The 23110-nt window shown below is 61.5% G+C and carries 20 protein-coding genes; 16 read left to right on the top strand and 4 right to left on the bottom strand.

Annotation, left to right across the window (positions count from 1 at the left end; all coding sequences use genetic code 11):
* Positions 1-19 precede the first annotated feature (19 nt).
* A complete protein-coding gene (locus ACXX81_RS12490; RefSeq protein ID WP_003235468.1) occupies positions 20-535 on the bottom strand; it encodes an Hcp family type VI secretion system effector in 516 nt (171 codons plus the stop codon).
* Between the two features lie 472 nt (positions 536-1007).
* On the opposite strand from ACXX81_RS12490, the gene tssA reads away from it, so the two are divergent.
* The 16 genes from tssA (at position 1008) to ACXX81_RS12410 (ending at position 20734) form a co-directional block, all read left to right on the top strand.
* Complete coding sequence (gene tssA / locus ACXX81_RS12485) at positions 1008-2561, top strand: type VI secretion system protein TssA (protein WP_458571773.1); 1554 nt, start codon at positions 1008-1010, stop codon at positions 2559-2561.
* Between the two features lie 36 nt (positions 2562-2597).
* The gene (gene tssB, locus ACXX81_RS12480) at positions 2598-3095 is read left to right on the top strand and encodes a type VI secretion system contractile sheath small subunit (protein ID WP_458571772.1); all 498 of its coding nucleotides are present in this window, start codon (positions 2598-2600) and stop codon (positions 3093-3095) included.
* 25 nt (positions 3096-3120) lie between these two features.
* Positions 3121-4596, top strand: a complete 1476-nt coding sequence (gene tssC / locus ACXX81_RS12475; protein ID WP_322213330.1) for a type VI secretion system contractile sheath large subunit — start codon at positions 3121-3123, stop codon at positions 4594-4596.
* Positions 4593-5012: a type VI secretion system baseplate subunit TssE gene (gene tssE, locus ACXX81_RS12470; RefSeq protein ID WP_245228934.1), complete on the top strand. Its 420-nt coding sequence runs from the start codon at positions 4593-4595 to the stop codon at positions 5010-5012. Before tssC ends, tssE begins: the two co-directional genes overlap by 4 nt.
* On the top strand, positions 5002-6789 hold the full coding sequence (gene tssF, locus ACXX81_RS12465) for a type VI secretion system baseplate subunit TssF (RefSeq protein ID WP_458571771.1): 1788 nt from the start codon (positions 5002-5004) through the stop codon (positions 6787-6789). The genes tssE and tssF overlap by 11 nt, the downstream gene beginning before the upstream one ends.
* Positions 6753-7760 carry a type VI secretion system baseplate subunit TssG gene (tssG, locus tag ACXX81_RS12460; protein WP_458571770.1) on the top strand — a complete coding sequence of 336 codons (1008 nt, stop codon included), beginning with the start codon at positions 6753-6755 and terminating at the stop codon, positions 7758-7760. The genes tssF and tssG overlap by 37 nt, the downstream gene beginning before the upstream one ends.
* A gap of 12 nt (positions 7761-7772) precedes the next feature.
* Entirely contained in the window at positions 7773-10211 is a 2439-nt protein-coding gene (locus ACXX81_RS12455) for an AAA family ATPase (RefSeq protein ID WP_458571769.1), read from the top strand.
* Positions 10208-11728 (top strand): sigma-54 interaction domain-containing protein, encoded by a 1521-nt coding sequence (locus ACXX81_RS12450; protein WP_458571768.1) that lies wholly within the window; start codon positions 10208-10210, stop codon positions 11726-11728. Before ACXX81_RS12455 ends, ACXX81_RS12450 begins: the two co-directional genes overlap by 4 nt.
* A 68-nt stretch (positions 11729-11796) precedes the next feature.
* Complete coding sequence (locus tag ACXX81_RS12445; RefSeq protein WP_209981176.1) at positions 11797-11940, top strand: type VI secretion protein; 144 nt, start codon at positions 11797-11799, stop codon at positions 11938-11940.
* Positions 11941-11942: 2 nt separating this feature from the next.
* Complete coding sequence (gene tagH / locus ACXX81_RS12440; protein ID WP_458571767.1) at positions 11943-13115, top strand: type VI secretion system-associated FHA domain protein TagH; 1173 nt, start codon at positions 11943-11945, stop codon at positions 13113-13115.
* Between the two features lie 5 nt (positions 13116-13120).
* Positions 13121-13606, top strand: coding sequence for a type VI secretion system lipoprotein TssJ (gene tssJ, locus ACXX81_RS12435; RefSeq protein WP_458571766.1), 486 nt, complete (start codon positions 13121-13123; stop codon positions 13604-13606).
* 1 nt (position 13607) lies between these two features.
* Complete coding sequence (gene tssK, locus ACXX81_RS12430; protein WP_458571765.1) at positions 13608-14936, top strand: type VI secretion system baseplate subunit TssK; 1329 nt, start codon at positions 13608-13610, stop codon at positions 14934-14936.
* Positions 14937-14941: 5 nt separating this feature from the next.
* Positions 14942-15808: a type IVB secretion system protein IcmH/DotU gene (icmH, locus tag ACXX81_RS12425; protein WP_458571764.1), complete on the top strand. Its 867-nt coding sequence runs from the start codon at positions 14942-14944 to the stop codon at positions 15806-15808.
* Positions 15809-15822: 14 nt separating this feature from the next.
* Positions 15823-19185: a type VI secretion system membrane subunit TssM gene (gene tssM, locus ACXX81_RS12420; RefSeq protein ID WP_458571763.1), complete on the top strand. Its 3363-nt coding sequence runs from the start codon at positions 15823-15825 to the stop codon at positions 19183-19185.
* Complete coding sequence (locus ACXX81_RS12415; protein ID WP_209981187.1) at positions 19182-19901, top strand: PP2C family protein-serine/threonine phosphatase; 720 nt, start codon at positions 19182-19184, stop codon at positions 19899-19901. The genes tssM and ACXX81_RS12415 overlap by 4 nt, the downstream gene beginning before the upstream one ends.
* Entirely contained in the window at positions 19898-20734 is an 837-nt protein-coding gene (locus ACXX81_RS12410) for a serine/threonine-protein kinase (RefSeq protein ID WP_458571762.1), read from the top strand. The genes ACXX81_RS12415 and ACXX81_RS12410 overlap by 4 nt, the downstream gene beginning before the upstream one ends.
* Before the next feature lie 7 nt (positions 20735-20741).
* Here ACXX81_RS12410 and ACXX81_RS12405 read toward each other — a convergent pair whose 3' ends face one another.
* The 3 genes from ACXX81_RS12405 to ACXX81_RS12395 form a co-directional block, all read right to left on the bottom strand.
* Entirely contained in the window at positions 20742-21071 is a 330-nt protein-coding gene (locus tag ACXX81_RS12405; RefSeq protein ID WP_209981191.1) for a DUF6388 family protein, read from the bottom strand.
* Positions 21072-21093: 22 nt separating this feature from the next.
* Positions 21094-21348, bottom strand: coding sequence for a hypothetical protein (locus ACXX81_RS12400; protein ID WP_209981193.1), 255 nt, complete (start codon positions 21346-21348; stop codon positions 21094-21096).
* 151 nt (positions 21349-21499) lie between these two features.
* A complete protein-coding gene (locus ACXX81_RS12395) occupies positions 21500-23110 on the bottom strand; it encodes an ABC transporter ATP-binding protein (protein ID WP_209981195.1) in 1611 nt (536 codons plus the stop codon).

Here is a 23110-nt window from a genome sequence, read left to right as displayed (position 1 = left end):
GTTTGCACATCACATTACGTCAGCTGGACACCGGGCTACGCCAATCGTCCGAGCCGGAGGTGCCCGACACTTCGTGGGTCCAGACAATCTTGCGATACGTGAAATACACGTCTTCCAGATGTGTGAAGTGCGCGTTGTCCGGGTCCTGGCAGTTGGGCATGCGCGATTGGATATCGACGATGGTCGCGCCCTCGAGTTCGATGGTGAAGTAATGCTCCTGGGTGCCGGCCGATGAAGTGCGCAGCCACTCCAGCCGGCATTTCACCTCCTCGCCACTGGTGAGTGCGCTGAAAAGCAGGGGCGATGACTTGTCGAACACCTTGCTGATCATCAATGGTTTATGCACCCGTTGCCCTGTTGGCTGACCGGATTGCGGATCGCGCGGGATGATGACCTGGTGCGCAAACGCCTGGACGAGAATCTGGTCCTCGTGCCCTTCCTGGTAAATATTGCCTACCGAGTCCTGAGTAAAAGTACCTGCCGTAATCAAACCTTGCTTGACGCCAGTGATGGAGAGATACGCGGGTGTTGGCATGACGGGTTTCCTTGTCTGCTTGATAGGGAGTCCATCCCATATTGAAACCGGATGGCCCTGTCTCCTTAACAAAAAACGTGCCGGAAAGTGCAAGGCCTAATGAAATGTGGGGGCAGGGTTAGTCGGCGAGTGTCTTTTAATAAGTTGCTGTGAATAAGTGTGTGAGTTTATTGAGTTTGTTTGCGCATGAGTGCGCAATTAGTTGCCGTTTCATCGGGCGGGTGGCAGTGGGCTGGATAAACAATATTTGAGTTTTTCTTCAAGAAAAGTTGCGCAACTTTCTGCGCAGGCCTTGTTTTGCGGGTGTTGTAGGATAAGTCTCAAGTTTATTTTTTTCGCTTGATGAATCTCTTTATCGTGGCTAGTGTTTGCAACTCTTAAAGAGGCTTCTCATCGCTGCCTCAATAGCGTTTTAATGCTTTGTTGCGTGTTCAGTGTGTTTTATGAGGTGAGTAGTTGTGCGTGGAGCAAAATGGATTATTTGAAAACGCTGTGTGATTATTATCTTGAGTTGGCGCGGCAACCTTGCTCGCATGCAAGTTTCGCCGGCAATGAAATGCGCTTTTCCAGCGAATATGAGGCCCTGGAAAACGAGCTGGCGAAAATGCAATCGATACACGGTGAGCGCCAGCCGGATTGGCAAAAAGTCGTTGAAACCAGCGAGTGCATGTTGCGCGAGCATTCCAGGGATCTGCGTGTCGCGGTATGGCTGGTCTGGGCGCTTTACCAGCGTGAATCGTTTGCCGGCCTGTTGGCCGGACTCGGCCTCCTGTTGCATCTCTGCGAGCAACATTGGGCGGTTGTCTACCCGCTCAAGCTGCGCACCCGCAGTGCGGCTTTTGGCTGGCTGGTATTGCGCCTTGAACCGGTGTTCGACCAAAGCCTGTCGGTTGCAGGCCAGCAGCAGGTGTTTCATCTGCTCCACGAACACCTGTCGCGCCTCGATGAGTGCTGGCGTCAGCGCCTGGGTAATGATGCTCCATTGCTGCTGCCGATTCGCAGGCAATTGTCGGAGCGCCTTGAGCATGCCGCGCAAGGCAATCCCGCTCCAGCAGCATTGCCGCATGGGATGACCCAGGTCAAACAGGTGGCGGCTCAATTGCTCAAGCCCGAGCCCGCAATCGAAAACGAAAGGGATGCGGCGAAACGCCTGCGTACCTTGCAGGACCAGGCCCGCCCCCTGTGCAAGTGGTGGTTGGGCCAGGGCGCTGCAGACCTGCGCGCCTTGCGCCTGAGTCGAACACTGGCCTGGCTCTCACTGACCGGTTATCCGGACGCAGACAGCCAGAGAACCACGACCTTGCGTGGCCCTGCAGGCGACAAGCTCAAGCGGTGCCAGGAGCGTCTTGCCCAGGGGCATTACGCCGATCTGATACTTGAATTCGATGCGAGCCTGAGCAGCGCAATGTTCTGGTTTGACGGACTGCGCATGCAGTGGGAGTGCCTTGACGCACTGCACGCCAACCTGGCGAAGGCCGAGCTGGAAGTGAGTTTTGCGCTGTTGCTGCAGCGGCTGCCGGACCTGCCTGAGTATCGCTTTTACGACGGAGTGCCGTTTGCCGATGCCAGCACCCGTGACTGGATTGCGCTCCATGTGGCCCGCCATCTGCAAACAAACCAACCCCTGGCGCAGGCGAAAAACATCGACGCCGCACCGTGGGAGACGGCATTGCAGGAAGGGCTGCCCAGGCTGCGCAAGGACGGGCTCAAGGCTGTCGTCGGCGAGTTCACGCAAAGCCTGCACGCCGAGCGAAGCGAGCGCGACCGTTTCCATTGGCGCCTGGCCCAGGCCCGTCTATGTGTGCTGGCAGGCAAGCACGAGTTGGCGAAGATCCAGCTCGAACAACTGGATGATCACCTGCAGCACGCAGGGCTTGAGCGCTGGGAACCTGACCTGGCGCTGCAAGTGGCACAGCTGCTGTTTCGCTGCTGTGAGCTGCTGCCGCAAGACCAGGCCGTGCGTGAGCGCAAGGAACAAACCCATCGCAGGTTGTGCCACTTCGATCTTGAAGCGGTACTTGAATAGGCTGCAGAGCCGCACGCAAAAAAGGAGAAGAAAACCATGCCCAAAGAGGGTTCGGTAGCACCGAAGGAACGCATCAATATCACCTTCAAACCCGCCGTTGGTGGCGCGCAGGAAGAAGTCGAACTGCCGTTGAAACTGCTGGTGCTGGGAGACTTCACCCAACGCGAGGACCTGCGCAAGCTCGAAGACCGCAAGCCTGTCGGGATCGACAGGAACAACCTGGATGAAGTGCTGGCCAAGCAGGCACTGAGCTTGACGCTCAGCGTACCCAATCGTCTTCAGGACGACCCCGAAGTGGAGGAGCTGGGTATTCAGGTGCACATCAATTCAATGCAGGACTTCAATCCGGCGAGCCTGGTCGAGCAGATTCCCGAACTGAAAAAGCTGATGGCGCTGCGTGAAGCGCTGATGGCATTGAAGGGCCCGTTGGGTAACACGCCGAGCTTTCGCAAGGCTATCGAACAGGCCCTGGCCGACGACGAGTCGCGCACGCGTGTACTCGCCGAATTGGGGCTGGACCGGCCTTCCGTATGATTTTTCAGTAAAAGGACACTGATCCATGAACACTCAAGCCACCTCACTGGCCGCCCCCAGGGCGGACGAGTCGAGCATCCTCGACAACATCATTGCGCAGACCCTGCTGACGGCGGATGACGAGGCCTATGGCATCGCCAAGCGCGGCGTCTCGGCGTTTATCGAAGAATTGGTCAAGCCGCATAACAGCGCAGAACCGGTCAAGAAACGCCTGGTGGACCGAATGATCGCCGAGATCGACAGCAAGCTCAGCCAGCAGATGGACGAAATCCTCCATCACCCGCAGTTCCAGGCACTGGAAGCTGCGTGGCGAGGTTTGCAGTTGCTGATCGAACGCACCAATTTCCGTGAAAACATCAAGATCGAATTGCTGAATGTGTCCCGCGAGGACTTGCTCGATGACTTCGAAGACTCGCCGGAGGTCAGCCAGTCCGGGCTCTACAAGCACATCTACAGTGCCGAGTACGGCCAGTTCGGTGGCCAGCCCGTGGGAGCCATCATCGCCAATTATTTCCTTTCACCCAGTGCGCCCGACGTAAAGCTCATGCAGTACGTCTCCAATGTCGCCTGTGTGGCTCACGCGCCTTTTATCGCAGCGGCCGGGCCGGCCTTTTTTGGCCTGGAAAGCTTTACCGGTCTGCCTGACCTGAAGGATCTGAAGGACCATTTCGAAGGCCCGCAATTTGCCAAATGGCAGAGCTTCCGCCAGAGCGAAGACGCGCGCTACATTGGCCTGACCGTACCGCGTTTTTTGCTGCGCACGCCTTACGATCCGCTCGAATCTCCGGTCAAGACCTTTGCCTATCAGGAAAACGTGGTCAACAGCCACGAACACTATCTGTGGGGGAATACGGCTTACGCATTCGCCACGCGCTTGACTGACAGCTTCGCCAGGTTTCGCTGGTGCCCCAATATCATCGGTCCGCAAAGCGGCGGGGCGGTGGAAGACCTGCCTTTGCATCACTTTCACAGCATGGGTGAAATCGAAACGAAGATCCCCACCGAGGTGCTGGTCTCCGATCGACGCGAATATGAACTGGCCCAAGAGGGTTTCATCGCGTTGACCATGCGTAAGGGCAGTGACAACGCCGCCTTTTTCTCCGCAAGTTCGGTGCAGAAGCCCAAGTATTTCGGCACCAGTGTCGAGGGCCGGGAAGCGGAGTTGAATTACCGGCTGGGCACCCAGTTACCGTACATGATGGTGGTCAACCGACTGGCCCATTACCTGAAAGTGCTGCAGCGCGAGCAACTGGGGTCGTGGAAGGAGCGCACCGACCTTGAGCTTGAACTCAATAAATGGATTCGTCAGTACGTCGCCGACCAGGAAAACCCCAGTGCCGAAGTGCGTGGTCGTCGTCCCCTGCGTGCGGCACGCATCGTCGTCAGCGATGTTGACGGTGAGCCAGGCTGGTATCGCGTCAGCCTGAGTGTGCGACCTCACTTCAAGTACATGGGGGCGGACTTCACCCTGTCCCTGGTCGGCAAGCTCGACAAAGAATGAGCAGGCACCCAGGGATAACCTGTCACCACAGCCTTTTCGAACGCCTTGAAGGCCCCGCATCCGCCCAATCGGGCGGCATGGCCTCGGTGGCCGCCCACTTGGGGAAAATGCTCAGCACGCGCGCCGGCAGTGCCCAGACCGCGAGCGATTACGGCCTGCCGGATCTCAATGACATGCGCCAGAGCCTGCATGAGTCCTTGAGCCAGTCGCGCCTCTCGATCGAGCGCTTTATTCAGGCCTACGAACCACGCCTGACGAATGTGCGGGTCAGGGCACTGCCGCGTGATCGCGATCCTCTGGTCCTGGCATTTTCCATCGCGGCGATGCTGACGATTGAGGGTGAGACGCGAGCCGTGGCTTTCAGCGCGCGCCTGGGTGGCGGCGGGCAGGTGGAGGTCACGCCGGATGGCCCTTAATCGCTATTACCAGAGTGAGCTCAGCGCCTTGCGCCAGCTTGGGCGACGTTTCTCGGAGCGCAATCCGGCGTTGGCACCTTTCCTGGCCGCAGGCGGGCAGGACCCGGATGTCGAGCGTTTACTGGAAGGTTTCGCGTTTCTCACTGGGCGCTTGCGACAAAAGCTCGATGACGAGTTACCGGAGCTGACCCACTCGCTGATGCAATTGCTGTGGCCCAACTACATGCGGCCGTTGCCCTCGTTCAGCATTCTGCAGTTCGACCCGCTCAAACGTGCGGGGCCGGCCATCCGGGTAGAGCGGGATACCGCAGTGGAAAGCGTGGCGATCAATGGCGAGCGCTGCCGTTTTCGCACCTGCTACCTCACCCAGGTGATGCCGCTGCAACTCAGTCGTGTGGACTACGCATTCCAGGGTGAGCGCGCCTTGCTGGATCTGCACCTGGACATGAGTGCACCGGGCAATTTCACCGAGTTGGCGTTTGAGCCTCTGCGTTTGCACCTGGCAGGCGATCGTTATGTCAGCCAGGGACTCTATTTGAGCCTGCTGCGTCATCTTGAAGGCATTGAGCTGTTGCTGCTGGACGAGAATGCATGCCCCGTTGACGGTCCTGACGGACGACCGCTGTCGCTACGGCTGGCTGCCAGCCAGGTACAGCCGGTCGGGTTCAGCGAAGACCAGGCATTGATTCCTTATCCGCCGAATACCTTCAGTGGCTATCGCCATCTGCAGGAGTACTTTGCCTTTCCCGACAAATACCTGTTCGTCGATGTTGCGGGCCTGGACGCCTTGCACGGGGTTCCCCACGCACAGCTCAAACAGGTGCGCAGCATGGTGATGCGCTTCGAACTGCGCACCCAGGGGCATGAGCCGCAGCGCCCGGGGCTGGATAACGTAAAGCTGCATTGCACACCCATCGTCAACCTGTTCAGCCATGATGCGGTGCCGATCCGCCTGGATGGCAAGCAGGACGAATACCTGCTGGTGCCTGGCGAATACACCCGGGGCCATGCAGGCGTGTTTTGCGTGGACTGCGTGACGGGCTGGCGCCCAGGCGGGCTAGGCCATCGGGCGTTTGTGCCGTTCGAGTCCTTCGAACATGACGCCGATGCCGGGGCATCAGTTGCGGCGCCCAGTTTCAGCATCCGTCAGCGTCCATCTGTACAGCATGCCGGGATCGACACCTGGATGGCATTCGGTAACGGCCACAGGAGTGAGCAGGAAACACTGTCGATCGAGCTGACCTGCACCAATCAGAACCTTCCACAGCAACTGGCCATCGGCGAGATCAACCAACCCGGCGAGCACACTCCGGAATTCCTGACGTTTGGCAATATCACGGTGCCTACCGCAAGTTTCGCGCCCCCCCTGGAGCAGGATTTCCTGTGGCGGCTGATCAGTAACCTCTCGCTCAATTATCTGTCGCTGACCGATATCAACGCCTTGAAAGTGGTTCTGGAAACCTACGACCTGCCGCGTTATCACGGTCGGCAAGCGCAGCAGATCAGCCTGAAGAGGCTCGGCGCATTGCAGGCCGTCAGTCACAAAGCGGTGGACCGCCTGCACCAGGGCCTGCCGTTTCGCGGGTTGCGCGTGGACCTGACGATCGATCCCCGGGGTTTCCTCGGTCAAGGCGATGTTTTTGTCTTTGCCTCGGTACTCAACGAGTTTTTTGCGCTTTACGCCAACCTGAATTCGTACCACGAACTGCGCGTTATCAGCACACAAGGAGATGTGTACCTATGGCCACCCCGGTTGGGCCAACAGCCCCTGCTTTAAGCGAACTGTCGCGCTGTATTCGCGAGTATTCGCTGTTCCAGGCGGTGCTCCTGGTGGTTGAGCGCCTGCGTGAGGCTCATCCGTTGCTGGACGAGGACGCGTTGTATGACCAGCTGGAATTCCAGGCCAATCCCAGTCTCGGCTTTCCCGGACACGACATAGACCAAGTGGAGTTCTTTGTGGAGCAGGGCCAGTTACGCGCGCGGCTGCGCCTCAATGTATTGGGGCTGTTTGGCGCAGGTTCACCGCTGCCGGCGTTCTATGGCGAGCAGGCGTGTGCAGAACCCATGGGGGCCAACATCACGCGAGACTTCCTGAACGTCTTTCACCATCGACTGCAGCGGCTGATGTTGCCGATCTGGCGCAAGTACCGTTATCGAGCGCGTTTCCGAACCGGTGCCAGCGATGGGTTTTCGGCACAGATGTTCGCCCTGATCGGCCTGGGCAGTCGGGAAGTTCGCGCAGCGGCACGTCTGGATTGCAGGCGTCTGCTGCCTTACCTGGGCTTATTGGGGCTGCGGGCACATTCGGCGTCGATGATCGAGACGGTGTTGCGCCATTACTTCAAGCACAGCCGAGTGTTCATCGAGCAGTGGGTGGCGCGCCGTGTCTGCATCGACCCGCAGCAGCGCAACCAGTTGGGCGTTAGCCACCACGCGCTCGGCCACGATCTGGTGCTGGGGCAGCAAATAGCGGATCGCTGCGGCAAGTTCAAGGTGCACATGCTGGGGCTGAGCTGGCAGCGCTTTCACGAATTTTTGCCCTCCGGTGAGGCGTTCCGGCCCTTGTGTTCATTGGTGCAGTTAACCGCACGCGCGCCCCTGGAGTATGACCTGCGCCTGGTGCTGGCCGAGGGCGAAATGCGTGCGCTGCACCTCGGCGAGCGCAATGTCTGTCGCCTTGGCTGGACCAGTTGGCTGGCCCACGAACGTGCTGATGGAGCGGTGACGCTCGCCGGCCACTCTGATTAGGGATCGATGATTATGATGAATGTAGATCTGCAACAACTTATCCGCACCCTGGCCGCGCAGACCCGATACGACCTTGAGCGATCGGCTGAGCGCTGTGTCGCACGCGGTGGCCGCGAGGTGCTGGTAGAGGACCTGCTGCTGGTGCTGCTGGAGCACGTCGACGGTCTGCTGGCGCGGGCCCTGGCAGACGCGGGTGTACAAGTGTCGGAGCTCGAGTCGACGCTTTATCCAAAGAGCGAACACTGTGCAACCTGCAACCCGGTTTTCGCTGCGACGCTGGTGCACTGGTTGCAACAGGGACGGAGGGTGGCACAGGTGGAACTGGGGCAGCCGGAGGTCGATCAGGGCGCCTTGTTGCTGGCGCTGCTGCGTCATCCTCTGGAACACGCAGGCAGCGCCTGCCAGAAGGTGCTGAGCCGCCTGGATGCCGACCGCGTGCGCGACTTTCTGCTGAGTCAGCAGCCGCACGCAAATAGTCCGGCGGCGGACTCGTTGTTGCAACGCTTCACCCATGACCTCACGCATCAGGCGCGCGAAGGTCTGATTGACCCGGTGCTGTGTCGCGATGCCGAAATTCGACAGCTGGTCGACATCCTCACCCGCCGGCGCAAGAACAACCCGATTCTGATCGGGGAGGCCGGGGTGGGTAAAACCGCGATTGTCGAGGGCTTTGCTCTGCAAGTCGTCGCATCGCGGGTGCCGCCGTCGCTCCAGCAGGTGCGTGTACTCACGTTGGATCTGGGCCTGCTGCAAGCGGGGGCGGGGATCAAGGGCGAGTTCGAGCGCCGCCTCAAGGGCGTGATCGACGAGGTCAATGCGTCGCCCCAACGAGTGATCCTGTTTATTGATGAGGCCCATACCCTGGTGGGCACGGGCGGGCAGGGCGGGGCGTCCGACGCGGCGAACCTGCTCAAGCCCGCGCTGGCCCGTGGCAAGCTGCGTACCATCGCCGCCACCACCTGGTCGGAATACAAAAAGCATATCGAGAAAGACCCGGCGCTGGCGCGACGCTTTCAACCTGTACGGGTGGGCGAACCCGGTGTCGAGCAAGCTGTCGCCATCCTGCGCGGGCTGGTCCCGGTCTACGAGGCCAGCCACGGTGTCTACGTACGCGACGATGCCGTCGTTGCGGCGGCACGCATGAGCGCGCGTTACCTGGCAGGGCGCCAGCTACCGGATAAAGCGGTGGATGTGTTGGACACCGCGTGCGCAAGGGCGCGTACACATCTGGCCGTGCCCCCCGAGGCGTTGCAGCGTGTGAATGCCGAACTGGCCGAAGGCCGGCAGCAACACCATGCGCTGCGCCGCGACGCTGATGCCGGCTTGCCTGTCGATGGGTCCGTGCTGCAAGCGCTGGAATCGCGGCTCGAGGCTGTCGAACGCGAGCACCAGGCGTTGGAGCAGACCTGGCTTGAACAGCGCGAACAATCACCCGAACAGCCTGAGGTTTGCCCACGCCTGGTGGCTCAGGTCATCAGCGCATGGACCGGCATTCCCACCGAGCAGCTGGTGCTTGAACACAGCGACAAGGTGCTGGGTTTTGCCGATGCGCTGGGCGCACGGATCCTCGGCCAGGATCACGCGGTGCAGGCGCTTGACCGCTGCATGCGCGCCACGGCGGCCGGGCTGAACGAGCCTGACGCGCCAGTGGGCGTGTTTCTGCTGGTCGGACCGAGCGGCGTGGGCAAGACCGAAACGGCACTGGCGCTGGCGGACCTGCTGTACGGCGGCCGGCGGTTTGTCACCTTCCTTAATATGTCGGAATACCAGGAGCAACACTCACTGTCCCGGTTGATCGGCGCGCCGCCCGGTTATGTCGGTTACGGCGAAGGCGGCGTCCTCACCGAAGCGGTGCGTCAGCGTCCGTATTCGGTGGTGGTGCTTGATGAAGTGGAGAAGGCTGACCCGCAAGTGCTGAACCTGTTCTACCAGGTGTTCGACAAGGGCTTGGCCAATGATGGCGAAGGTCGTGAGATCGATTTTCGCAACACTCTGATCCTGATGACCTCCAACCTCGGCAGCGATTGCATCAGTGCCTTGTGTGCCGACGGTCGGCGCCCCGAGCTCGAGGTTTTGCACGAGGCGCTTCTTCCGTCGTTGCGCGCCTGCTTCAAACCCGCATTGCTGGCGCGGATGCGTGTGGTGCCCTATTACCCGATTACCGCCGAGGTGTTGGGTGAGGTGGTCAGGCTCAAGCTCGTTCGTCTCGGGCACCGGCTGGTCCGGCGCAAGCTGGCCTTCACCTATACGCCGCAACTGCTTGCGCACATGGCCCAACGCTGTGCCCATGGTGACAGCGGCGCACGTTACATCGACCAATGGATCGAGACCGACCTGCTGCCACAGATCGTGGACCGCCTGCTCGCGGCAACGGCCGTAGGAGAGTCTCTCTCGCTGGTCCATGCGTCGCTGGACAGTACCGGTCGACCGGCGTGTGAGTTCAGCCAATGACCGACGAAATGTTTAGCCGACTGCCGCAGCCCCTGGCATACGCAGAAACCTTGATGGGCTGGTTCTGCCGGCTGGGCCGGGGGGCTGATGAAAACACCCTGGCCGACCTTTGCGTGGCGGGTGTGGCACAACTGAGTCAGTGCGAGCTTGGCCAACTGTACCGGCTTGATAAAGCCACCGGCAGGCTTGAGCTGATTGCCCAGCATTTGCACGGAGGTCGGTCATCGAGCGATCCGGCTCTGGGCCAGGGAGCGCAGGATGAGCAGCTGTTGCAGTACGTCCTGACCCAGGGGCAAGCCGTCGCCCTGGATGACGTGAGCCAGTGTGTGTATGACTGCGGTTTTTTGCCTGAGGCGACGACACCCTGGCGCTCTCTTTGCGCTATCCCGTTGAGTTGCCGAGGCGACGCCGTCAGTGCAGTCCTGCTGTGTGCCAGCCAGCGTCCGCTTGCGTTGCAAGGCTATGTGGCGTCGTTGGCGCAATTGGGCAGCTTTGCCCTGGGGCAGCTGGCCAGGGCGTCGCGTGCCGCGCCTGAGCTCACCGAGTTGAAGTCTGGCGCTTCGCTGGCGCGCGTGTTTGGCCTGATTGGCAGCAGTACGGCGATGGAAGCGACTTGCCGTCTGATCAGCAAGGTTTTGCGCACGCCCTATACGGTGTTGTTGCGTGGCGAAACCGGTACCGGCAAGGAAGTCGTGGCGCGCGCCATCCACGCCGCAGGCCAGAGGAGTAACAAGGCCTTTGTGGTGCAGAACTGCGCGGCGTTTCCAGAGGGGCTGCTGGAGAGCGAACTGTTCGGTTATCGCAAAGGTGCGTTCACCGGAGCGCTGCGTGACTACGCGGGGCTATTCGACGCGGCCGACGGTGGCACGTTGCTGTTGGATGAAATCGGCGATATGCCGCTGTCGTTACAGGCCAAGTTGCTGCGTGTGTTGCAGGAAGGCGAGATTCGGCCCTTGGGGGCGAATGCCTCGCACAGGGTCGACGTGCGAATCATTGCCGCGACGCACCGCGACCTCGCGGCAATGGTCGCCGATGGCAGTTTTCGTGAGGATCTGTATTACCGGTTGGCACAATTTCCGATCGAGCTGCCGGCGCTGCGTGATCGAGACGGCGACATGCTGCAGCTCGCCCGGCATTTCGCGGACAAGGCCTGTGTGGCACTTGGACGAGGGCCCGTCGGCTGGTCCAGTGAGGCCCTCGACCAACTGACGAATCACGACTTCCCCGGCAATGTGCGCGAACTCAAATGCCTGGTGGAGCGTGCCGTGCTGATGTGTGACGAAGACGTGATCCTGCCGGTGCACCTCGCGTTGGCCCCCAGCCCGGTCACTGTCGTGGACACCACGTTGCGCCAGCGTATGGAACGCGTTGAGCGCACGGTGCTGATCGATTGCCTGCACAGAAATCGCGGCAATCGCACCCGCACCGCGCGTGAGTTGGGGGTGGCGCGGCGCACGCTGCTCTACCGCCTTGCGCGTTTGAATATTCCCTGCGGCGAGGCCAGGGGCGAATGCTGACTATTTCTTCTTATCACCGGCGCCCCGTCTATCCGGGCCGCCCCGCGTCACTTTCCGGGAGATACCTGATGCTTGACTGTCCGTGGCAGGCCCTGGTGCTTGCGCTGTTTTTGCTGAGCGGCTGCAACGCCAACTACGTGTTTGACGATGCTGATTACCGTCCGCTGGGCGATCCGCAGGCCGGCACGCGTAGCCTGCAAAAGGAGGTATGACCATGCAACTGGTGTTTGAAGTGTATGAAAGCGCAGGCGCAGACTCCGCATCCACGGCCCCCAAACGGTTCACCGAGGCCGGCGGCGTTATTGGGCGTGGCGCCGGTTGCGACTGGGTCATTCCCGACCCGAGTCGGCTGCTGTCCAGCCACCATGGGTTGGTGAGTTTTCGCGAAGGTCAGTATTTTCTGACCGACATCAGCAGCAATGGAATCTGCGTGGCGGGCAGCGGCGAGCGGCTGTGCAAAGGGCAGGCGCGCCTGGTCGAAGATGGCGACATATTCCAGTTGGGTGCACTGGCCATAAGGGCGCGGCTGGACACATCACCGGCCCGGCATGGCGGACTGCAGATGGCAGCCAGTGAGCCGATTCCCGATGATGCTTTTCTCGGGCTGGATCCTCTCCGGGCGATGGATCGGGCTCAGTCGTCACCGGATGAAACCGTCGCAACCAACGACGAACCCTCACAACGGGTTTATCAGCAGGCGCCGGAAAGGGACTATATGAGTCTGCCGCGCCGGGCCGAGCCTGTTCCCGATGCGCCTGCGCGTGAATACCGGGAAAAGACGCCGGCTTTGCATGCGTCGTTCTGGGGGCAGTTTTCGGCGGCACTCGGGCTTGACCTCAATGGCGTCGACACCCCACGGCGCGAAGCGTTGGCGATCAAGGTTGCCAGTTTGCTCAAGCAGGGTGTCGAGGGCTTGCAGCAGAGTCTGCGCACCTGCGACGAGCTGAAAAAAGAGTCAAACCTGACACCCCCAGAATCCCGCTTACAGAGTGCCAACCCGCTGCGCCATTGTTCCGACAGTGAAGCCGCATTGGCGGCTTTGCTGGGCATGAACGAGTGGGGGCAATTGCCGGCCGAGACCGCCATGGTCCAAGCCCACCGAGACCTGCAATCCCATCAGGTTGCCCTGCTGACGGCGTGTCGCACTGCGCTGCGCAATGGGTACCGCGTGTTCGCGCCAAGCCACCTGATGTTGTGCTTCGAGCGCCAGGCAAAAGCGCCCAGGTTCAACGCCGACGGTGCGCACTGGCGCGCCTACCAACGCCACTATCAGCGCCTGCTCGAGGAAGAGCCGTTAAACGAGGGCCTGTTGGGCAATGACTTTGCCAAGGCCTACGACGAGCAGGTTCGCCTGATTTCCACCCTTCATGCGGCTTGCCCGGGATGATCTTCATGCACAGAGCCACCTTTGTATCAATGCTGGTGCTGCTCGGCTTGCTGGCCGGGTGCAGCGCATTGTCGCCCTTTTCGACCCTGACCAAACTCGACCTGACAGTGGCGGCCAGCGAACGGGTCAATCCTGACCTGCACGGTCGTCCCTCTCCGGTGGTCATGCAACTGATTGAGCTGCGCCACCCCGCAGCGTTTGAAAACGCGGACTTCTTCAGCCTGTATGGGCGTGCCGAGCAGACGCTGCCCAAGGACTGGGTGAGCGCAGAAGAACTTGAAATGCGCCCCGGCGATCGCCTGGCACTCAAGCTCAGCGTCGGGCCGCACAGTCGCTATGTGGGTGTGCTCGCAGCCTATCGCGACTTGCCTCACGTGCAATGGCGGCTGGTAGTGCCGGTGACCCCGGGCCGACTGACCCGTGCCGATCTGGTGCTGGACGAGGACGGCATACGTCTTGCCAACCTGCCCGCCGATGCGTTGGAGAACTGATATGCAGGTTCATAACGTTATCTGGCAGGAAGGCATGTTGTTGCGGCCCCAGCATCTGCAACACCAGGACCGCTACTACAACCAGCAACTCAATCGCACTCGCTTGCTGGGCAGTGATGCCTGGGGGTTTCTCAGCCTCGAAGTGGATGTGCAGTACCTCAAGCTCGGCAAGTTTGTCGTGACCCAGGCCAGTGGCGTACTGCCCGATGGCAGCCTGTTCGAGCTGAGCGGCGCCATGGAACCGCTGATGCTGCAGGTGCCGGCCAACGTCGGCAGACAGGGTATTTACCTGGCATTACCGTTGGCGATCGGTAATCAGATCGAGGCCCGTCAACCGGAGCAGGCCGAGGTGGTGGCCCGCTATGTCACCTGTACCACAGAGGTCGGTGATTCGAATGCCGGGGTCGACTCACGCTGCCAGATCAGCTGCGGACATCCGGATCTGCGCCTGTTGCTGGGCGAACAGCACAGTAACCAGACGTTCGTGACGCTGCAGGTCGCTCAAGTCCTGGACGCCACGCAGGACGACGGTGTGAGCCTGGATGCGGACTTCGTGCCGACCTTCATCTATCTCCAGGGCGCGGGTTATATGGGCGCGTGCCTCAAGGAAGTGATCAGTCTGCTGGCGTGTCGCGGGGACGCCATTGCCGAGCGGGTTCAGGGCAATGGTGCGGCTTCGGGTACGCACATTGCGGACTTTCTGATGCTGCAGTTGATCAATCGGGGCGAGCTGGTGCTGCGCCATTACCTGAGCCAGGCCCAGGTTCGTCCGCAAGCGTTGTACCGAGAGTTACTGGGCATCCTCGGCGAATTGTCGACCTTTGCCCATGACACCCGGCGGGCGCAGTGGGACGTGCGTTATCGGCACAACGACCAGGGCGCCAGTTTTCGCGGCTTGATGGAAGGGCTGCGAAGCGCGCTGTCCATGGTGCTGGAGCAGCATGCCATGGAACTGGTGCTGCAACCGCGTCAGTACGGCGTGCTGGTCTGCCCCGTGGGCGACCTCAAGTTGCTGGGCAGCGCGACCTTCGTTCTCGCGGCCAGCGCCCACTGTGAGTCGGAGGAGCTGCGCCAGCGTTTGCCGGCGCATCTCAAGGTCGGACCGGTGGAGCGTATACGCGAGCTGGTCAACCTGCACCTGGCCGGTATCAAGGTCAAGCCGCTGCCGGTGGCGCCGCGCCAACTGCCGTTTCATGCCGGCAAAACCTATTTCATGCTCGAACTCAGCGCCCGCGATATCACGCAACTGGAGCAGTCAGGTGGTTTTGCCTTCCATGTGGGCGGCGAATTTAGCGCGCTCGAACTCAACTTCTGGGCCATCAGGAACTGAACATCATGAACAGGGACAGTGACTACCCTCAGGACGAGAAAACCGTTCTGCTCGACCGCGACGGTGCGGGACCGGTGCAGGGGCCGCTGACGGATTTCCCGTTGCCGCCGCGTTTCGAACAGCTGGAAGACCGCATGATCTACGCCGCACAGGCGCAGGGACTGCAGATGTTCAATGCCGGGCTCAATCCCCTGGTATCCGCTGCCTGGGAGCTGCTGTCGCAGCCGCATCGGCTCAGTGCCAGCGTCGGCCGCGAGAGTTTGCATAGCCTCAATGAGCGGCTGTCGGCGGGGGTCACGCAGTTCGAGACACGCGCCCTGCATGAAGGCGCGGATCACGCCGCAGTCATGTCGGCGCGCTATGTGATCTGCAGCGTGCTGGATGAAGCCGTGGTGACCACCTCATGGGGGACCGCCGGCGACTGGTCGAAGATGAGCCTGCTCAGTCGCTTTCATAACGAGACCTTCGGTGGCGAAAAGGTCTTTCAGTTGCTGGAGCGAGTGTCCCGCGACCCGCTCAAGCACCTCGCGCTGCTTGAACTGCTGTACCTGTGCCTGTCGCTGGGTTTCGAGGGCAAATACCGGGTCATGGAACGCGGCGTGGTGCAGCTCGAAGCGGTACGCGACGGCCTGTATCGACAGATCCGGCAGGTGAGGGGAGACCCGCCTGCCGTGCTGGCGTTGCCGTCGGCAATCGAGCCGGTACGCCGCAAAAGGCTGTTGCTGATCTCTGCACCCTGGGCGGCGGCAGTCTGCCTGCTCTGCCTGTTGGCGATGTACTCGGGTTTTGCCTGGGTGTTGGCCACCGAGCGTACGAAGGTCCTGCAACCCTTTCAATTTTCGGCGCCGGACCTGACTCGGACGCCCCTGTAACGATGGAGCAATGAATGAACGCATTCGTAAGGAACGCGGGCGCCGTGCTGGCTCAGATGTGGGTGTGGAGCCTGCTGCTGGTGCTTTCAAGCGCACTGCTGGTCTGGTTCGTGGGGCCTTTGCTGGCGGTGGACGATTACCGGTTCTGGGCGTCGTCGACTGCTCGCCTGTTGACCATCAGCGTGTTGTTTCTGCTGTGGGGGCTGGCCATGGTTGTGGCCGGCGCGCGGCGTGCAGCGCGCCTTCGAACGCCTGAGCACCAGGCCGACCAGACGCAATACCAGCGCATTGAAAGCGAGCAGAACCACGTGCGAGGTCGCTTCAAGGAAGCGCTGCACACCCTGAAAACCTCTGGCCGATACGGCGAGCGCAGCCAGCGCTGGCGTGACGATTTGCCCTGGTACCTGCTGATTGGTGCGACGCAGAGTGGCAAGACACGCCTGCTGGCCGCCAGTGGCCTGCAATTTCCGCTCGACCGGCTCGAACCCACGTCGACCGGACAGACACCTTATTGTGATTGGTATTTTGCCGATGACGCGGTCCTGGTCGACACCGCCGGCCGCTACCTGACCCAGGCCGATCGGGCGGTGGACGCGGCGGGCTGGTCGATGCTGCTGCGACTGCTGAGGACACGCCGGCGTGCGCGTCCGCTCAATGGCGTCGTGGTGACTCTGTCGGTGGAAACGCTGCTGGGCCTGAACGATCACGATCTGGACCATCACGCGCGGCATGTGCATACACGGCTGCAGGACATTCAGCGAAGCCTGCATGTGGACGTGCCTGTCTACCTGGTCCTGACCCAGGCCGACCGATTGACGGGTTTTGCCGAATACTTCGATTCAACCCAGGGTGATGCTGCCGAAGCGGTACTGGGGGAGTGCCTGGTTGCAGACGCGGGGGGAGTCGAAATAGCCCAGGTGCGCCAGGCGTTCGAAGCCTTGTTACAGCGCTTGAGTGGTGAGCTGATCCCGCGTCTGCACCAGCAGCGTAACCTGCAGCATCGTGGGCCGATGCTGGATTTTGCACAGCACGCGGCGCAACTGGGCGAGCGCCTGTGCGTGTTTATCGAATCGGGTTTTTCAGCGCATCGCTACCAGCGCATCAACGGCTTGCGCGGCTTTTACCTGACCAGTGCTGCCGAGCCGCGTGCCCGTTTTATCCAGGGCCTGTTCAACCGGGTGATTTTTGCCGAGGCAGGCCTGGCTGCGCTCCACGGCCAGGAGCAACAGCGCATTCGCCGGCGCCAGTGGGCAGGGGCGCTGGCCGCGTCGCTTGTCATCGGTGCGGCGGGGTGGTTGTGGGCAAACAGTTATGCGCTCAATCAGCAGCGTCTGACGCGGTTGGTGGCACTGGCCGTGGAGCTGCCGGTGACGGACAATACGCTGGAGGCATTGCCGCTGTTGGATGCGCGCCTGGCGGCAACCGGGGTTTTTCCACCATCGCGGGAGGTCGGTTGGCTGGAGCGCGCGGGACTGTATCAGGGCGCGGCGAGCCGCCCGACGTTGATGGATGCCTACGCACAATCCCTGCAGCAACAATTGTTGCCGCGCGTGGCTGCGTTGCTTGAAGAGCAGGTGCGCAACAATCTCGGTGACCGTGAACGTCTGCTGGACAACCTGCGCGCCTACCTGATGCTGGCGCTGCCGGAACGTCGTGACAATCCTTGGCTGACGCAGCATATGGCCGCGCTTTGGTCTGCACGCCACGCCGCCGACAGCTCGGCGCAAACGCGCTTGAACCTGCACCTGGCGCGTTTGCTGGGGCAAACCTTCGTGGCGCCGCTTGACGATGACCTGGTGGCGCAGGCACGCCAGACCTTGCGCGGTGAGTCCCTGGCCGATGTGGTTTATCGGATGCTGCGAGAGCAGGCACGTAACCTGGAGCCTTTGCGGCTTGCCGAGGGCAGCCTGTTCGCTGCGAGTGATCAGCCAATACCGGGGTTCTACAGCAAAAAATACTGGCTGTATTTCGAGGCGCAGGGTGCGCGCCTGGTGAATGCCATCGCCCAGGATAACTGGGTGCTCGGTGAGGCGAGTGACCTCAGCGCGATGGACTTGCGCCGGCTGATGCTCGAACTGGAACAACGCTACTTCAGCGAGTACGCCGAGGCCTGGAGCGATGCACTGGGGCGCATCCGGCTGCAGGAAACCGACAGCCTCAAAAGAGCTGCCGAGCAACTGGCCGGCCTCACTTCAGCCCAGTCGCCACTGGTGCAGGTGTTGCAGCAGGTCAGGGAAAATACCCGGTTGTTACCCACGAGCGAGCGCCTGGGCGACGTTGCGCGTCAGGCCGGGGAGCTCGGCGCAAAGGTCGAAGCGGCAGGCGCCATATTGGCCAGCCCATTGCTGGGGCATACCCAGGCGGATACCGCTCGACGCGCGTTGCAGCGACGTTTTGAGCCCTTGCACCAGTTGCTGGATGAGCAGCACAACCCTGGCACGGCAGTGAGCCATGTGCTGCAACTGGCCGATCAGTTGCAGCTGCAACTGGCGACGCTGACTCGGGAAAGTTCGCCGGAGCAGGCGGCCTTTCACAGGGTCAAGCGGCGCATGGATGGCCAGCAGGATCTGCTCGGCAATTTGCGCGACGGCGCCGCCCGGTTGCCGCTGCCGCTGTCTGCGTGGGTCGGCGCGATTGCGGATGACACCTGGCAGCGCCTGCTGGAGGAGGCCTACGTGCATGTGAACCAGCGTTACCAGAGCGAGGTGTACAGCGTTTACAGCAAAGCCATTCGCCAGCGGTATCCGTTCAATGCCACCGCGGGCGGCGATGTCGCCCTCAGTGACTTTCAGGAATTTTTCGGCCCTCAGGGCGTGCTGGCAAGGTTTCAGGAGACTTACCTGCGACCTTTTATCAGCGCCGATGGCAGTCGGCATCGCCTGCGGGGCATCGACGGTCGCAGTTTGCCTGTGTCGCGCGCGCTGCTGGATCAACTGAGCAAGGTGCAGCTTATCCGGCGCGGATTTTTCAGCGAGCAGGGCGAGTTGTCGGTGCGCTTCAGCCTGGCGCCCTACAGCCTGGATCAGGCGGTCAATCGCGCCATCCTGCGCCTGGGCGATCAACAGCTGGAATACCGCCATGGACCCATCGTACCCATGGCGTTCCAGTGGCCTGTCGAGGGTGACAATGGTCGCAGCAGCCTGGTGCTGGAGCGGGGCGCCGAGCGGCCGCTGGGTATTGAAAAAAATAGCGGAGCCTGGTCGCTGTTCAGGCTGTTTGACTTGCTGCACAGCGAGCCCGCCAGCGGTCGGGATGCGCAAGTGCTCAAGTCCGACCTCGCAGGCTTGCGCGCCAATTACCTGCTGACCAGTCAGCGGACGCCCAGCCCGTTCCAGATGGCGGACTGGCGCACCTTCCGGTTGCCGGAGCAATTGTGAGCCAGGCACCTGCGCGCTGGCGCAGTGCCGGTCATACGCTATGCGGCAAGGATCGCTCACGCAATGAAGACGCGTTGCTCGACTGCCCCGAGCGGGGGTGTTGGGCGGTGGCGGATGGCATGGGTGGGCATCGCGCCGGGGACGTGGCCAGCCAGTGGGTGGTGAGCAGCCTGGCGTCAATGGCTGGCCACGGCGACCTTGATCAGCGCGTGGGCGCTGTCCGGTGTTGCCTGCAAGAGGTCAACCGGAAGCTGCGGCATACGGCCCAGGGCCCGCATGACATTATCGGCAGCACCGTTGTAGCACTGCTGCTGGAAGGCGATCGCGCGGCGTGTGTCTGGGCGGGGGACAGCCGCTGCTATCTGTGGCGTGGGCGCAGGCTTTACCTGCTGTCCCGGGATCATTCGCGGATGCGGCAACTGATGGAAGAGCACCGGATGAGCGCGCAGCAGGCCGGTGCCCAGCCGGATGCCAGGGCGCTGACCCGGGCGGTTGGCGCGCGCGAGCGCTTGCATCTTGAGGTGCTGGAACTCGGTACACGTCCTGGCGATGTATTTCTGCTGTGCAGCGACGGTGTCTACCAGGCACTCGATCATGGCGAGCTGGGCCAGGCGTTGAGCCTGGACACACCGCAACAGATGCTGGATCGGGTGTTTGAGTCGGTATTGTGCGGCGCGGCGCGAGACGACCTCACGGCCGTGGTGATCCAGCGATGACAACGCCCCTGTGCACCGGCGACCTGCTCGCCGGTCGCTATCGGCTCGAACGCGTGCTGGGCATCGGAGGCATGGGCGTGGTCTACCGTGCCCGCGACCTGTTGCATGAGCAGTTTGGCGAGCCTTGCTCCAGCGTCGCCTTGAAAGTGCTCGGCGAATGTTTTTCCGAGTGCCCCGATGGCCATGTGCTGTTGTACAGCGAGTTCTCCCTGACACGCGGCCTGTCGCACCCTGGAGTGGTTCGCCTATTCGGGTTCGACGTCGACACCTCCCGCCAATTGGCGTTTTTCACCATGGAGTTGATGCACGGCATGACCCTGGACCGGCTCATGCTGGAACGTCCTGACGGCCTCGGCTGGCATGAGTGGCAGCCAATGGCATCGCAACTGCTGGACGCTTTGGCCTACGCCCATGGGCGCGGCGTGCTGCATGGCGACGTGAAGCCGGGCAATGTCATGGTGGGGGAGACGGGGATACGCCTGTTCGATTTTGGCCTGGGCCAGTCGCAGGCAGTGACCGGGCTGCCAGGTCTGGACCGCCATCGCATCAGCGCCTGGACGCCCGCTTATGCCGCGCCGGAGCTGCTGGGCGGGGGAGAGCTTTCAGCGTCGGCGGATGTGTATGGCGTAGCGTGCGTGTTGTACGCAATGGCGCAAAGGCGGCGTCCGGGTGAACGCCACCCCACTCATGTGCTCAAACGACCCCGCCAGTTACCGCGCCATTGCTGGTCGGCCTTGCGCGCGGCGTTGGCGACGGATCCGCAGCAACGAACGATCACGGTTGCGGAAATGCGGGAGGCAGTGGCTGGTCGATCATGGCGCTGGTTCGTGTAGCTCGGGGCTACTCGGCCACGTCATACAGCTCGCAATATTCCGACCAGCTCAGGCCGGCCATTTGTGCCACTTCCCTGTGCACTTCGAGGCGTTGGGCGGCGAAGGTTTCGGGCGATTCGGCGGTGAGCTTGAGTGTCAACTCCCAGGCGAACAGGCCCTGACGCTCGGCTTCGGCTTCAAAAGCTTCGTTCAGGCGCTCGGCGCGGTATTCGGCCAGGGTTTCACCCTTGGCCCGGGCGGCGAGCGGGTTCAGGGTGTCCAGCTCGGTTGCAAGTGCCGGGTGATCGCTCAGGAAGCGATCCAGAGCCAGTTGATGGTTATCGCCGGGTTGGGACAAGGGCGTGCTCCTTTGCAAGATCTCAGAGGTCGGTCTGCAGGTTGCGCCGTGCGCGTTTGCGCAGACGACGGTCGATTCTGGAACTGATCGGCTGCAACAGAAAGAACATCAGGTAGGCCGTCAGTACCAGCGTCAGGTCCACCCAGGTTCCGGCGACCGGCTCGTCTGAAAATATCTCGACTACGTCCTTGATCAGGAACAGCAGGGCGACCCCGCCCAGCCACAGCAAGGCCTTGAACAGCAATGGTTGCAGGTTGTTCGACAGTTTGTGTTGCATCCCGGGCTTACCTCTGCGGTGCATGACTTCCTCTCAGGCGAGGGTGGAGGAGAGCCACCGCGCCTGAAAGCGTCACCGATGATAACGATTAGGCAGGTTTAGGGATTGATCCAGAGCAGAAAGTTCATTTATTTAGTGACGAATACCGAAGTTACGCCCCCGCAGCAGGCACCAGAAAAGCAGCCTCCAGTAATTGACGCGTATACCCATGCTGGGGATTGGCAAAGATCGTCGCCGCATCGCCCTGTTCCACCACTTGCCCCTGTTTTACCACCATCAACTGATGACTCAACGCCTTGACCACCGCCAAATCATGGCTGATGAACAAGTAGGTCAGGTTGTACTTGGCCTGCAACCCACGCAACAACTCCACCACCTGGCGCTGCACCGTGCGATCCAGCGCTGAAGTCGGTTCGTCGAGCAAAATCAGCCTGGGCTTGAGCACCAGCGCCCGTGCAATCGCAATACGCTGGCGTTGCCCTCCGGAAAACTCGTGGGGGTACCGGTGCCGCGACGCCGGGTCCAGGCCTACTTCCTTGAGCGCTGCAATAATCGCCGCTTCCTGTTCGGCCGCCGTGCCCATCCTGTGAATGCGCAGGCCTTCACCGACGATTTCACTGACGCACATCCGCGGGCTCAAACTGCCGAACGGGTCCTGGAACACCACCTGCATCTCCCGACGCAACGGCCGCACCTGTTGCTGAGTGAGCTGATCCAACTGCTGGCCTTCGAATCGAATGCCGCCCTTGCTCGCGATCAACCGCAGGATCGCCAGGCCCAGGGTGGATTTGCCCGAGCCGCTCTCACCGACGATGCCCAGGGTCTGGCCCTGGGGCAGGCTGAAGTTGATGCCGTCCACCGCTTTGACGTAATCGACGGTGTTGCGCAAAAAGCCCTTCTTGATCGGGAACCAGACTTTCAGGTCGTCGACTTCCAGTAAGGGTGGCCCAACTTCATTGGTGGCCGGCCCTCCGCTGGGTTCCGCCGCCAGCAGTTCCTGGGTGTAAGGGTGCTGCGGCGACTGGAACAAGGTCTCGCAGTCGGCCTGTTCGACGATGCAACCCTGTTGCATCACACACACCCGATGGGCAATGCGCCGCACCAGGTTCAAGTCGTGGCTGATCAACAGCAGCGACATGCCCAGCCGCGCCTGCAGTTCCTTGAGCAGTTCGAGAATTTTCAGTTGCACGGTGACGTCGAGGGCGGTGGTCGGCTCGTCGGCGATCAACAGTTCCGGCTCGTTGGCCAGGGCCATGGCGATCATCACGCGCTGGCGCTGGCCACCGGACAGTTCGTGGGGCAGGGCCTTGAGGCGCTTGTGTGGCTCGGGAATGCCCACCAGTTCGAGCAGTTCCAGGGTGCGTCGGGTGGCCACCTTGCCGGTGAGGCCCTTGTGCAGGCCGAGTACTTCGTTGATCTGTTTTTCGATGCTGTGCAGCGGGTTCAAGGAGGTCATCGGCTCCTGGAAGATCATCGCGATGCGGTTGCCGCGAATATGCCGCAGGGTCTTTTCCTTGAGCGTCAGCAGGTCTTGCCCGGCATAGCGGATAGTGCCGCTCGGATGCCGCGCCAGCGGGTAGGGCAGCAGGCGCAGAATCGAATGCGCGGTCACCGATTTGCCGGACCCGCTTTCGCCTACGAGGGCGAGAGTTTCGCCGCGCTTGATGTCGAAGCTGAGGTTGTTGACCACCCGGTGGTGGTGCTCGCCCGTGACGAACTCGACGGAGAGGTCGCGGACTTCGATCAGATTGTCCTGATTCAT

The organism is Pseudomonas sp. GNP013, assembly GCF_054343995.1.
Note: the sequence above shows the minus strand (reverse complement) of the source record. Positions and strands in the feature narration are given on the sequence as shown.